Source organism: Hyphomicrobium sp. CS1GBMeth3 (assembly GCF_900117455.1).
Classification (GTDB): Bacteria; Pseudomonadota; Alphaproteobacteria; order Rhizobiales; family Hyphomicrobiaceae; genus Hyphomicrobium_C.
Genome location: NZ_FPHO01000003.1, coordinates 513365 through 526410, shown reverse-complemented (window position 1 = coordinate 526410; position 13046 = coordinate 513365). Strand labels below are relative to the sequence as shown.

Below are 13046 nucleotides of genomic sequence, written 5' to 3'. Positions count from 1 at the left end.
ACTACTTCCTTTCATCACAGGGAGTAACGATGAGCTGCAGATCCTTTCGGTCATTGACTTTGACCTGCTGACCGGCCGTGAGCGGAACTGTCGAACGCGCGGACCACGATTCGCCATGCACGATGATGCGCCCCTCGTAGGCATCCGGTGCCCATGACGCAACACGTCCGACAAGGCCAAGCATCTCCTCAGAACCGGTCACCACCCTGGCCCGGCTTACTCGCATCACGAAGCCGAGCAGACCAATCAGCAGCAGCGCGCTGGTCAGCGTAGCGGAAATGATGAGTGGCCAAGCGATGGCGAAATCTATGTCGGCGCCGGCTGGATCGAACAGGAAGACAGCCCCCAGGGCGAAAGCGATGACGCCGCCAAGTCCAAGCAGGCCAATACCCGGCGCCATGGCTTCGGCAATCATCAGGGCAAGGCCGAACAAGAGGAGGGCAAGCCCCGCAAACGAGATGGGAAGAGCAGAGAGCGCCATCAGCGCGACGATGAGAGCGATCCCACCGATGATGCCGGGACCGACCAGGCCCGGGCTCCAGAACTCGAAGACGATGCCGTAGATCCCGATCATCAGCATGATAAAAGCGATGTTGGGATCAGTGATCACGCTAAGGAAACGTGCGCGCCAATCGGGCTCGAGCGGAACGACCAAAGCGTTCTTCACCGCGAGGGTCTGTACACCGTCGGGGCTGCTGTAACTGCGGCCATCAAGACTGGCGAGCAACTCGCCGAGATCTCCGGCCACGACGTCCACGACGTGTTCCTTCAGCGCCTCTGACGCAGTCAACGTCGCCGCATCTCGCACGGCCTTTTCCGCCCATTCAGCGTTGCGCCCGCGCAGTTCAGCGAGGCTCTTGAGATAGGAGACTGCATCGCTGACGATCTTTTGCTCCATAGCGGATCCTGAGCCACCGGACTTATTCTTCTCTCCGGTTGCGGGACCGCGGCCAGGAATGTCCGGCGCGCCGACTTGGATTGGCGTGGCCGCGCCGAGGTGCGTACCAGGGGCCATGGCGGAAAAGTGCGCGGCATAGCTGATATAGGTCCCTGCGCTCGCTGCGCGCGCCCCGCTTGGAGCAATGTAGACTGCAACTGGCACCGGTGAGGCGAGAATGTCCCGGATGATGTCGCGGGTCGCCGAGACGAGGCCACCTGGCGTGTCGAGGCGGATGACCACAAGCCGCGCTTTGCGGCGCTGCGCCTCAACTAAGGATTGCTCCAGGAAATAGGCTGTGCCAACTCCGATGGCACCTTGGATATCGACCACGACGACGCTGTTGTGCACGGAGGCGGTCTCGACCGATCCTGCATGGGCCGGTTCAACCAGAGTCGAGACAAGAGTCATGGCAAAAGCCGCGGCAAGTACCGCCGGCCCGATGATGAAAGGGCGCAAACTGAATACGATACTTGCTCGCATTGGTGACCCTGTCGCGTCAGGATTTCGCGTCAGCGACAATAAGAATATATGGTCGTCACACGCGCACGCCGCAATGGCTGCCCGCGGAGCCTGGCTAATTAAGGAGTCTGGCTAATTAAAGTGCGGCATGCGATCGGACCCCGGTCCTGGCTTCCAATGCCGCTTCCCTGGCCCTTCTCGACAATCCGATGGCGCTTCCGACACGGCAGCAGCCAAGGACAAAGCAGATGCGCTGCGAGACGGCAGCCATGCGTGCAGATGACCCCGTGCAGACGTCATTGTCCGTCTCTCCGCACTGCAAAGCGTCGCTCCAGCTCGATCAATTTTTGTTTGCGCCAAAGCCCGCCACCATAGCCCGTCAAGGCGCCGTCCGCTCCTATGACGCGGTGGCAAGGAATGACCAGTGCGATCTGATTTGCGCCGTTTGCACGAGCAACAGCCCGCGTTGCGGATGGCCTGCCAATGGCTTTGGCAATGTCACTATAGCTACGGATCTCGCCTGCCGGTATTTGGCGCAGCGCATCCCATACCGCACGCGTGAAGGCGCTGGCATGCAATGAGAGTGGGACATTGAAGTCTGCGCTCTGACCCCGGAAATAAGCATCTAGCTCCGATGCAATTTGATCCGTTGGACCATAGCGACCGATGCCCAGTTCTCCATGGGACCGTTCACGGAGTTTCTTCAGTTCGGATGGCAGCGCTTTGCGATCCACGAACTCCAGTAGGTGCAGCGAGGACCGGTCGCTCACAGCAATCATGTGGCCAATCGGCGTGGGGACCCAATCGGCTTTCAGCAGCTCCTTTCCGGTGAAACTGGACGGCGGCTGCCCGGTGAGCCGAGCGAAGGCGGTCCGGAACCCACTGGGCGAGTCGAAGCCGGCATCGAGCTGAGCGTCGATCACTCGTCCGCCGGCCGAAAGAGCTGCGAACCCGTCGCGAATGCGCGACAGGCGCGCCAGTTCAAGAAACGTCATATCGAAGTGCCGTTTGAAGCTGCGGCGCACGGTTGAGGGATCAAGTCCAAGAGCAACGATGTCGTCTTCTGTCCACCGGCGCGCAGGCTCACTTTCAAGTTTGTCGAGAAGCAACCGTATCGCCGGGTCGGTTTCCGCCGCCGGTGCGAGCGGGTGGCAGCGTTTGCAGGGGCGAAAACCCGCCTCGATGCAGGAGGCCACGGTTTCGAAGAAGCGGCAGTGATCGCGCTTAGGCTTTCGTGCCGTACAGGTCAGACGACAGAACACACCGGTCGTTGTCACAGCGACATAAGCACGGCCATCGTATGCGGGGTCGCGCGCGACCAGTGCGGCGTAGAGCGTCTTATTGTCTGGAAGTTGAAACAGCATGGGAGTCTGGTAGCCAATTCCCGGCTCACTGTCCGCCTCAAACCGGGCAACTAATTTCTGAGTGTAGGCCTATAGTCCCATGGCGGCTCCGGGCCACGGCAGACAAGCCGATTGGTGGGTTTAGGTTCGCCTGCGGCGAACAAGTGGACCCAGGGCGCAGCCTTTCAGCGCGCCAGCATGGGCCCTGGATCCTGATTGCTCCCCTGCGCCGGCCTACTCCGCGGCGATGAGGGGGGACGACATGGGTTTCGTGAGGCCGAGCTCGGCCTTGGCGCGCTCGCGCAACTTGTCGATCGGGTGCAGCACGCCGCCGCGCTCGTAGTGCCAGAAGGTCCAGCCATTGCACGCGGACTTGCCCTGCACGACAGCGCCCAAGCGGTGGATCGAGCCACGGCTGCCCGGCACCGCAAGTGTGCCATCGGCCTTCACTTCGGCCAGAACCTGGCGGCGCTCATCGTAAAGCTTCGAGCCCGCGCGCAGGATGCCAAGCTCGATCAACGTTCCGAACGGTATGCGCGGCTCGGCGCGCTTCGAGGGCTGTGTTTCGAGCGCGGACGTCGATAGCGTCTTCACTTTCGCGATGCGCTCTTCCGCGGCCTTGGCGTAATCGGGATCGCGCTCGATGCCGATCCAGTTGCGGCCGAGCTTTTGCGCGACGGCGCCCGTGGTTCCGGTACCGAAGAAGGGATCGAGCACGGTGTCGCCGGGGTTGGTCGTTGCCAGCAGTACGCGATGCAAAAGCGCTTCCGGCTTCTGCGTGGGATGTGCCTTGCGACCCCCGTCGTCTTTCAAACGCTCCGGTCCCGAGCAGATCGGGAACAGCCAATCCGAGCGCATCTGCAAGTCGTCGTTCGAGGCCTTGAGGCTCTCGTAGTTGAACGTGTAGCGGGACTTCTGATCGCGCGCGGCCCAAATCAGCGTCTCGTGCGCGTTGGTGAAGCGACGGCCGCGGAAGTTCGGCATCGGGTTCACTTTGCGCCAGACGACGTCGTTCAGGATCCAGTATCCGAGATCCTGCAGCGCGGCGCCAAGGCGGAACACGTTGTGATAGGAGCCGATGAGCCACATGGCGCCGTCCGGCTTCAGAACGCGGCGGCATTCGGCGAGCCAGGCGCGTGTGAAGCGGTCATACTCCTCGAAGGAGGCGAACTTGTCCCAGGCGTCGTCGACGCCGTCGACGCGCGTGTTGTTCGGGCGCAGAAGCTCGGTCGCGAGCTGGAGATTGTAGGGAGGGTCGGCGAAGACGAGGTCTACGCTGCGATCCGGAATGCGCCGCAACTCGTCGGGGCAGTCCCCGAGGAGGATCTGATTTGGGGCCAGAGACGAACCTTTGGCCACTCGACCGCGACGTCCCGCAGCCGTACCCGCACCACGACGCACACCCATTCGACGCAACTCACTGAAAAGACCAGAGATGCCAGGGACCCAAGAGACGCACCCTGCCGGACCAAAAAGCAATTCCGCAGTTAACGGAGTGTAAACAGCGGCATTTAATTTTCGGTTACGGTGGGAGGCGACGCAAGGTTCCTTCGACGCGTTAGAGAAACTTTCGACTCGCATGCGTTTGAGGCGCACAAAAGGCGAACAAAATGAATCGCGCCGATGGCAAAGCCGGCGCGATCCAATCTCGATTCCAGATCAATGGCTTAAAATTTTTTGCGCTGGAGCGATGTCGAGATGCGAGCGATGTGCCCGCATCTCGAGGATCTCGCTTTAGGCGGCGCGAACGGTGGCGAGAAAGCGCTCGACCTCGGTTTTCAGCGTGCGGCTATCGCCGGAGAGCGACTTCGCCGACGCAAGCACCTGAGCCGAAGCCGACCCCGTCTCGGAGGCGCCCTGGCTCACGGCCGAGATGGAGGACGCCACCTCGCTCGTGCCCTTGGCGGCTTCGACGACGTTGCGGCTGATCTCCTGCGTGGTCGCGCCCTGCTGCTCGACGGCGGCGGCGATGGCGCCGCTCACGGCCGAGATGCGGTTGATGGTAGAGCCGATCTCGTTGATCGCATCGACGGCCTGGCGCGTAGATGCCTGCATGCTCTGGATCTGGCTCGCGATCTCGTTGGTGGCTTTGGCCGTCTGCGCAGCGAGCGCCTTCACTTCCTGAGCGACAACCGCAAAGCCCTTGCCGGCATCGCCCGCACGCGCGGCTTCGATGGTGGCGTTGAGGGCCAGGAGGTTGGTCTGCCCGGCGATCTGGTTGATCAGCTCGACCACGGCGCCGATGCGCTCTGCCGCTTGCGACAGCTCGACGACGTTGTCGTTGGTCTTGCTCGCCTGACGCACGGCTTCCTCAGCGATGGCGCTGCTCTCGTGCACCTGGCGGCCGATCTCGCTCACCGTCGACGAGAGCTGCTCGGAGGCTGCTGCCACGCCCTGGACGTTGACGGAGGTCTGTTCGGAGGCGCTGGCTACGGTGCCCGAAAGCTCCTGAGTGGACGCGGCGTTCATCGTCAGCTGGTTGGCTGCCGTCTCAAGCTGGCTCGAGGCGGCGGAGACCGTGTCGACGACGCGGCCGACGCTTTCCTGGAACTTGTTGGCGAGCTTCACCATCTCCGCCCTGTGCTCGGCAGCGGCGCGTTCCTCGATCGCCTTCTGCTCGGCGCGGAGCCGCTCGGCTTCCAGAATGTTCTTCTTGAAGACCAGTACGGCGCCTGCGATTTCGCCCAGTTCGTCGGTGCGGTCGGTGCCGTAGATCTCGCGATCGGTATGGCCTTCGGCAAGGTCGAGGATGGAGAGCTTCACGCGCTCGATCGGGCGGGTGAGGTTGGTGATCAGCAGCCAGATGCCGCCCACCATGGTGAGCAGCGAAATGACGCCGGCCATCGCGGCCGTGGTGAGTGCCTGGTTGCGAGCGGCGTCGGCGTCCACCTGCGTGGCTTCGACGTATGTTTCGTAACGGCTCGACAGCGCACGCAGCTTGTCGTTCAGAGCGCTGCGGTTGGCGCGGTTGGCGTCGTTGTCGCCGAACTGACGCGCGGCAAAGAGCGACTCTTCACGCGCGAGACGCACGAGCTCGGTGCGGAAGCCGATGAACTGCGCGATCGTGGCTTCGGCGTCGGCGAACTCCTGGCGATGTTCCGGCTCAACGGTTGCTTCCCAGAGTTTCGTCGCGGCGGTTAGGTCGGCTGCGCTCTTGACGATGCCCTTGCCGAAGCTCTCAGCGGACGCCCAATCGTTGGACATGTAAACGCCGCGTGAGTCCATGACGATGGCGTAGACGAGGCCGTTGATGCGTTCGAGATACATCTGGCCGTTCTTGGCACTCATCGCGTGTTCTTGAGCTGCGCCCTCGGCCGAGAGGCTCAAATAAGTAAGGCCGGCACCGGCGACGGGGATCAGGGCCAAGAATGCGATCAGGGCACCGACCTTGTGCTTCAATTTCAATTGGGTCACGGGAGATCCATTGGGCTGGCGCGCAGGCGCAGGCCGGCGCGGCACTGTAGATAATGTACAGTTTTATCTATCTCCGGTTACCAATTGAATAATATGAGAAAAAGCCACGTTCTGTTGCATATGAATCTGGTCGCAAGCGAACTACCCGCTAGCCGTCGCTAGCGGGCCTGGCGCTGTCCAGGGTTGCGCGGTAGGTGGCAAGCAGCGTGTCGGCGAGGGTGTCGGCGCTCATCACGACCGCGGTCGCTCCGTACTTCGTCAGGTATTCGGCCTCGGGCTCGGTTTGTGCGCGGCCGATGATAGGCATCGTCGGGTTGGCCTCGCGGGCCTGCTCGATGACCTGACCGGCCTCGAAGTTGCTCGGTATGGCGACGATCATGACGGCGGCCTTGGCGGGATTGGCTGCCTCGAGAAGGGTTGCGGCGCTGCCCGCGATGCCTTCGATGTTGCGCGCGTGGAGGCGTTTGATCTCCTCCTCGTTCTCGTCGATCACATAAAGAGGAGCGGAACCGGTAGCGAGGCTATCGATGATGCGCTTGCCCACGCGCCCCGTGCCGACGACGATGGTGTGGCCTTCAAGCGTGGTGACGGGAAGGGGCTCCTCCTCCGTGCTCGGCGTCTCCTCGGCGGGCTGGCCAGCTTCGTGATGGCCATCCTTTCTCTCGAGCCAGGGCTTCAGGCGGTCGAGGCCCCAGAAGAACAGCGGATTGATGATGATCGAGAGAAGCGCGCCGGCGAGGATCAGGTCGCGGCCGGCGGTGGGCAGCAGATCGAGACTCATGCCGAGCGCGGCGAGGATGAACGAGAACTCGCCGATTTGCGCGAGGCTCGCCGAAATCGTGAAAGCGGTGCCCAAGGGGTGACCGAAGGCGCGCACGATCGCAAACGCGGCCAGCGATTTGCCAATGACGATGATGAGAAGGGTGGCGATCACAGCAGCTGGTTGCTCGACAATGATCCTCGGGTCGAACAGCATGCCGACCGAGACAAAGAACAACACGGCGAAGGCGTCGCGCAACGGCAGGCTCTCGTTGGCGGCCTGTTGCGAGAGCTGAGATTCCGAAAGGATCAGACCGGCGAAGAAGGCGCCGAGCGCAAATGACACGCCGAACAGGTTGGCGGCGATGAAGGCGACGCCGAGTGCGATCGAGAGCACGGCAAGGCGAAACAGCTCGCGTGAGCCCGTGTGCGCCGTGTAGTGCAGGATCCACGGAATGACGCGGCGGCCGATCACCATCATGATGACGACGAACGCCGTCACTTTGCCGATCGTGAAGGCGACGGTGAGCAACAGCTCATGCACGTCAAGCGACGAGGGGGCGCCGTTCGGAAGACCCTCAGCGTTGCCGCCCAGGAGCGGTGCAATGGCAGGCAGCAGCACCAACGTCAGGACCATGACGAGGTCCTCGACGATCAGCCAGCCGACGGCGATCTGGCCGCGCTCGGTGGTGACGATCCTTCGCTCCTGCAAGGCACGCAGCAGCACGACGGTGCTGGCCACGGACAGGGCCAGACCGAAAACCAATCCGGCGCCCGGTGTCCATCCGAGACCGTGCGCGAGGCCGGCACCGAGGAGCGTCGCGACGGCAATCTGAACGATGGCGCCGGGAACCGCGATGCCGCGCACTGCCCACAGCTCCTTCATCGAGAAGTGCAGGCCGACGCCGAACATCAGCAGAATGACGCCGATCTCGGCCAGTTCATTGGCAAGGCGCTGGTCGGCGACGAAACCCGGTGTGAAAGGGCCGATGGCAATGCCCGCGACGAGATAGCCGACGAGAGGCGAGACGCGCAGGCGATGCGCGAGCGCTCCGAACACGAAGGCAAGTGCCAAGCCTGTAACGATCGTCGCTATGAGCGGCGTGTGATGCGGCATCGAGCGCGAGGGTCCTGTTTGCTTGTGGGAAAGTCTTTTCGCGAAAGACGATCTCAGGCGGAAAGGTAAAACGCAAGGCGCCCCACTGGGCAGTCTGCGCCGCGCACGGAGTGACGTATTCGTTCCCTTGGCGTGGGAACGGAGCGATGGGGCCTTGGGCCGGTTCCAAGCTGGTGTCTGTTGCCAGCCGCGGGCCGACCGCCGCCCAGCGGGGCGGCGTTTGTCCGTTGTGACCTAAAGCGTCACTTTGGGCTTCACGTAGTTCGCGCACGTCCATTTCTTGACGAAATAGGACGCATGCTGCTTCTCCCATTCGTTGACGATGTCGAAGGTGAATTTCGTGCACAGCGTCGGCGTTATGCCGTAGCGGAAATCCTCCTGCGGGGCGACGGGGATGCGAAAGTCCTCGCAAAAGTTCGGGTTCGCGTGCAGGCACCCTACGATCAGAACCTGTATCAGAAGCATCGGCTTGTCCTCACTGTCTGCGTGCCTCGGGTTGCGCGTGTCGCTTTTCAGACGCGGCAGCCGAGCCGAGACGCGCGCTCGCCGGCATTTGAGGTGCAGAGAAGAACGTGAAGGTGCCGATCGCGGTTTGCGGGGCGGGGGCTGGCGGGGCGGGATGGTGCCATGGTCGACCTCGTGGCGCTCATGCATCATGAGCCTTCCGTTCGAGCGAGCGTGACCTCCGGAGCCCGGCGCGGCTTTTCGTTCTCAGCCGGGATATCGGCCTAGCCTAAACTGGGAATGTGCGGAGTTTCAACATCGGTTGCAGGCAAGCGGGTGCGATCGCGCGTAGGCTGTGGCGGCGGCGCGGCGATTGTCCGTCAGACGGATTCGGGTTGGGACGCCGCTTCGTCCGCTGCCAGCCCTAGGGCGAGCTGTACCGGCTTCCACGATTTCCGGTGATGCACGGACAGGCCGAGGCGGATCAATGCCTCGCGGTGCTCGGGCGTGCCGTAGCCCTTGTGGCGCTCGAAGCCGTAGCCGGGAAACTCCCGGGAGAGCTCGATCATCATGCGGTCCCGCGTGACCTTGGCGATGATGGACGCGGCGGCGATGGACAGGCACTTGGCATCGCCCTTGACGATGGTGCGTGCTTCGCATTTGAGGCGCGGCGCCCTGTTGCCGTCGATGATCACGAGGCGCGGTTTGCAGGAGAGCCGGCCGACCGCTTCCGCCATGGACCAGAGCGTCGCGGCGAGGATGTTGTCGCGCTCGATGCGGTCGACGTCGCCGATGCCGACGCCAATGGCAAGGGCCGTTTTGGTGATGCGCTTGAACAGCACCTCACGAGCGTCGGCGTCGAGCGCTTTCGAGTCGTTGATGCCGTCCGGGATGCGGTTGGGATCGAGAACCACCGCTGCAGCGACGACGGGGCCAGCCCACGGACCTCGCCCGGCCTCATCGACGCCGGCAATGGGCCCGCCCGCAAGTACTAGCTCGGCCGCTTCCAGCTCGAACGTCGGTACGATCTTCGAATCATCAACCCGCATGCTCCAACGTTGCGGGTGGAGTGCGGCCTGTCAAAGGCGGATGTGGATAGAGCTGCTGGCGGCTCGGGCTTAGAGCAGGGGCATCTGCTGGCCCTTACCCACCGGCGGCCTGAAGAGATCGAGGCGCAGGGCGTGGCGGCGCTCGTTGAGGCCAAGGCGCTTCAGGGCGAGGCGAAATCGCAGCGCGATCTGGTCGGCATACGGGCCGCGTCCCTTCTGGCGCTGGCCGTATTCGGCGACGTAGTCCCGGCCGCCGTGCATCGAGCGCAAGAGGTTGATCACGCGGTCGGCCCGGTCCGGAAACTCCTCGGCCAGCCATTCGCGGAAGACGTCCTTCAATTCGAGCGGGAGACGGAGGAGGACGTAGCCCGCCTCCGAGGCGCCGGCGTCGCGGGCGGCCTCCAGAATTCTCTCGATCTCCGGGTCCGTCAGTCCCGGTACGATCGGGGCCATCATTACGGACACGGGGACGCCTGCTTGCGCCAGCCCGCGAATGGCTTCGAGCCGCTTTCCGGGCGTGGTGGCGCGCGGCTCCATGGCGCGGGCGATGCGCCGGTCCAGGGTGGTGACCGAGAGCGCGACCTTGGCCAGCCCGCGCGCTGCCATGCGTGCGAGAATATCGGCGTCGCGCAACACAAGAGCGGATTTGGTCACGATGCCGACCGGGTGGCCGGTCCGCTCTAGCACCTCGAGGATCTGACGTGTGATGCGATGCTCGCGCTCGATGGGCTGGTATGGGTCCGTGTTGGTGCCGAGCGCCAGGACCTTCGGCTTATAGGTCCTGGCCGCAAGCTCCTTCTCCAGCAACTCGGCGGCATTGGTCTTGGCGTAGAGCTTGGTTTCGAAGTCGAGGCCGGCGGAATGGCCGAGATAGCAGTGCGAGGGGCGCGCGTAGCAGTAGATGCAGCCGTGCTCGCAACCCCGATACGGGTTGATCGACTGATCGAACGAGATGTCGGGGCTCTGGTTGCGCGTGATGATCGAGCGCGCCGGCTCGGCGTAGACTTCGGTGCGGAAGGCCTCAAGCTCGCCGAGGCTTTCCCAGCCGTCGTCGAAGGTGAGGCGCCGCTCGGCTTCGAAGCGGCCGGAATGGTTGGAGCGCGCGCCGCGGCCGCGCCGGCGCGTGTCGTCGACGGTGCTTTCGGGCGCCGTTTCGGACTTGGAAAGCGGGTTTGCCTTCGGCCGTGATTGCTGCGGGCTCATCCCTGCGAGTCTAAAAGGCGGATGAGAACAAATAAAGAACAAAATACGTGCGTGGACTGCTTTTTTGGTGCGGTTCGGCACTGCTCAACGGCCGCAAAGCTTGAACCCACGGCGCTCGCGCTTGTTCAGACGCAGGAAGTCGTGCAAGAGGAAATCATGATTTCTGTGATTATTCCCGCCACCAATGCCGAGGCGCATCTTGCGGAGACGTTGTCTTCGCTGGTGTCGGCAGCAGTGGACGGACTTGTGCGTGAGGTGATCGTCGTCGACGGTGGCTCGACCGATCGGACGCTCGCCATCGCCGACGATGCGGGTGCGGATATCGTCAAGGCGGACGGCGGACGCGGCTCACAGCTTCGGGCGGGCGCGGCACGGGCGCGGTTTCCCTGGCTCCTTTTCCTCGACGCGGACACCCTTCTCGACACGGGGTGGGAGCGCGAGGTCAATCTGCACATCGAGCGTGTCCAGAGCGGGCGGCGGCGGGCCGAAGTGGCGAGCTTCCGTTTCCAACTCGACGACGAGGGGGCTTTGCCGCGGACGCTCGAGGCTTTGGTCTCGCTGCGCGCGCGCCTTCTGAAGCTACCCTATGGCGATCAGGGGCTTTTGATCCCGCGGGCGCTTTACGATCAGGTCGGCGGTTTCGGGGCCCTGCCGGCGCTCGAGGATATGGACCTGTTGCGGCGGATTGGGCGCAACCGGATCGCGGTGCTGAACAGCCGGGCGATCGTCAACGGGGAGCGCTATCGGCGCGACGGCTACCTCTCGCATATGGCGCGGGGGCAGCTTTATCTGGCGCTTTATCTCATCGGAGTGCCGGTGCGGACGATCGCCAACCTGTTCGGTGCTTCCCCGGACCCCGTCGGAGAGCCGGCCGTCGGGCGCGGGGCCCGCTAAACGCGCCTTTCCTTCCGTCTTCGTCTATCGCTTCTTCCCTCGTTTCCGCCGCGATCCCGCGGTGATGTCGCAGCAGTTTTCGTTCCTCTTGACGGATATTATAACATCCGTAATGTCGGCCGCGTTCCACAACGGTAAGGGAGGAATGCCTTGGACCAGGACTTCATCAATTGTCTCGGAGCGAAAGAGGCGGGGGATCGCCGCCTGCCGGTGACCGTGCTGTCCGGCTTCCTCGGCGCCGGAAAGACGACGCTACTGAACCACATCCTCACCAACCGCGAAGGCCGGAAGGTCGCCGTCATCGTCAACGATATGAGCGAGGTGAACGTCGACGCCGCGCTGGTAGAGCGGGGTGGTGCGAAGCTGTCGCGTACCGAGGAGACGCTGGTCGAGATGTCGAACGGCTGCATCTGCTGCACGCTGCGCGAGGATCTGCTGACGGAGGTGCAGAGGCTCGCGGCGGATGGTCGGTTCGATTACCTTTTGATCGAATCCACCGGCATTGCCGAGCCGCTGCCCGTGGCGGCGACGTTCGAGTTTCGCGACGAGAAGGGTGTGAGCCTCTCCGACGTTGCCAGGCTCGATACCATGGTCACCGTCGTCGATGCGGCCAACCTGCTCAAGGACTACTCGTCCCCCGATTTCCTGGCGGATCGCGGTGAGGTCGCTGGTGAGGAGGACGGGCGCCCGCTGGTCGGCCTGCTCGTCGAGCAGATCGAGTTCGCGGACGTCATCATCCTGAACAAGATCGACGTCGCCGAGCCGCAAGAGATCGCGTCGGCGCGGGCGATCATCCGCTCGCTCAACGCGGACGCGCGTATCATCGAGACGGACCACGGCAAGGTCGAGCTCTGCGATATCCTCGATACGGGGCTGTTCTCGTTCGAAGCCGCACACAGGCACCCGACGTGGTTCCGCGAGCTCAACGGGTTCCGAGACCATCAGCCGGAAACGGAAGAGTACGGCATCTCGAGCTTCGTTTATCGCGCGCGGCGGCCGTTCGAGCCTGCGAAGCTGCACGCTTTCCTTAGTCAGTCCTGGCCGGGTGTCGTGCGCTCAAAAGGCTTCTTCTGGCTTGCCACGCGGCCGGCCTGGGTCGGGGAGCTGTCGCAGGCGGGGCCGCTCGTGCGGCATGAGGCAGCGGGTTACTGGTGGGCGGCCGTTCCGCGCAACCGGTGGCCGGAGGATGAGGCCACACAGGTGCGCATCCGCAAGGGCTGGCACAAACAATGGGGCGACCGGCGCCAGGAGCTGGTGTTCATCGGCACGCGCGAGATGGACAAGGACGCGATCACGGCGGCGCTCGATGCCTGCCTGCTGCCGGTGTCCGAGTCTGGACCCGTAGATGCGAAGAGCTGGCTTGCGCTTGAAGATCCGTTTCCGGTGTGGGGCAAGGAAGCCGCTTAGGCCAGGAGGGACGCGCA

The 13046-nt window shown here is 63.5% G+C and carries 10 protein-coding genes; 2 read left to right on the top strand and 8 right to left on the bottom strand.

All coding sequences use genetic code 11. The features are described from left to right. Position 1: 1 nt before the first annotated feature. From CS1GBM3_RS09740 to CS1GBM3_RS09705, 8 genes are all read right to left on the bottom strand, one after another. Complete coding sequence (locus CS1GBM3_RS09740) at positions 2–1348, bottom strand: NfeD family protein (RefSeq protein ID WP_072397390.1); 1347 nt, start codon at positions 1346–1348, stop codon at positions 2–4. Between the two features lie 347 nt (positions 1349–1695). After that, complete coding sequence (locus CS1GBM3_RS09735; protein ID WP_072394961.1) at positions 1696–2763, bottom strand: bifunctional transcriptional activator/DNA repair enzyme AdaA; 1068 nt, start codon at positions 2761–2763, stop codon at positions 1696–1698. 213 nt (positions 2764–2976) lie between these two features. Beyond that, entirely contained in the window at positions 2977–4101 is a 1125-nt protein-coding gene (locus CS1GBM3_RS09730; protein WP_072394960.1) for a site-specific DNA-methyltransferase, read from the bottom strand. A gap of 375 nt (positions 4102–4476) precedes the next feature. Further along, positions 4477–6156, bottom strand: coding sequence for a methyl-accepting chemotaxis protein (locus tag CS1GBM3_RS09725; protein WP_139247871.1), 1680 nt, complete (start codon positions 6154–6156; stop codon positions 4477–4479). Between the two features lie 148 nt (positions 6157–6304). Beyond that, entirely contained in the window at positions 6305–8032 is a 1728-nt protein-coding gene (gene ybaL / locus CS1GBM3_RS09720) for a YbaL family putative K(+) efflux transporter (RefSeq protein ID WP_072394956.1), read from the bottom strand. A 234-nt stretch (positions 8033–8266) separates the two neighbouring features. Continuing rightward, complete coding sequence (locus tag CS1GBM3_RS09715) at positions 8267–8497, bottom strand: hypothetical protein (RefSeq protein WP_072394954.1); 231 nt, start codon at positions 8495–8497, stop codon at positions 8267–8269. Between the two features lie 359 nt (positions 8498–8856). Beyond that, positions 8857–9525 (bottom strand): ribonuclease HII, encoded by a 669-nt coding sequence (locus CS1GBM3_RS09710; protein WP_072394952.1) that lies wholly within the window; start codon positions 9523–9525, stop codon positions 8857–8859. 69 nt (positions 9526–9594) lie between these two features. Then, positions 9595–10728 carry a PA0069 family radical SAM protein gene (locus tag CS1GBM3_RS09705; protein WP_072394950.1) on the bottom strand — a complete coding sequence of 378 codons (1134 nt, stop codon included), beginning with the start codon at positions 10726–10728 and terminating at the stop codon, positions 9595–9597. 156 nt (positions 10729–10884) lie between these two features. On the opposite strand from CS1GBM3_RS09705, the gene CS1GBM3_RS09700 reads away from it, so the two are divergent. Beyond that, on the top strand, positions 10885–11622 hold the full coding sequence (locus CS1GBM3_RS09700) for a glycosyltransferase (protein ID WP_072397389.1): 738 nt from the start codon (positions 10885–10887) through the stop codon (positions 11620–11622). Between the two features lie 150 nt (positions 11623–11772). After that, positions 11773–13029 (top strand): zinc metallochaperone GTPase ZigA, encoded by a 1257-nt coding sequence (gene zigA, locus CS1GBM3_RS09695; protein WP_072394948.1) that lies wholly within the window; start codon positions 11773–11775, stop codon positions 13027–13029. Positions 13030–13046 lie beyond the last annotated feature (17 nt).

Excerpts from the sequence above, each read along its gene's own strand:
- ybaL (WP_072394956.1), bottom strand. The coding sequence starts at position 8,032 with ATGCCGCATCACACGCCGCTCATAGCGACGATCGTTACAGGCTTGGCA.
- CS1GBM3_RS09715 (WP_072394954.1), bottom strand. The coding sequence starts at position 8,497 with ATGCTTCTGATACAGGTTCTGATCGTAGGGTGCCTGCACGCGAACCCG.
- CS1GBM3_RS09735 (WP_072394961.1), bottom strand. The coding sequence starts at position 2,763 with ATGCTGTTTCAACTTCCAGACAATAAGACGCTCTACGCCGCACTGGTC.
- CS1GBM3_RS09705 (WP_072394950.1), bottom strand. The coding sequence starts at position 10,728 with ATGAGCCCGCAGCAATCACGGCCGAAGGCAAACCCGCTTTCCAAGTCC.
- CS1GBM3_RS09710 (WP_072394952.1), bottom strand. The coding sequence starts at position 9,525 with ATGCGGGTTGATGATTCGAAGATCGTACCGACGTTCGAGCTGGAAGCG.
- CS1GBM3_RS09700 (WP_072397389.1), top strand. The coding sequence starts at position 10,885 with ATGATTTCTGTGATTATTCCCGCCACCAATGCCGAGGCGCATCTTGCG.
- CS1GBM3_RS09740 (WP_072397390.1), bottom strand. The coding sequence starts at position 1,348 with ATGACTCTTGTCTCGACTCTGGTTGAACCGGCCCATGCAGGATCGGTC.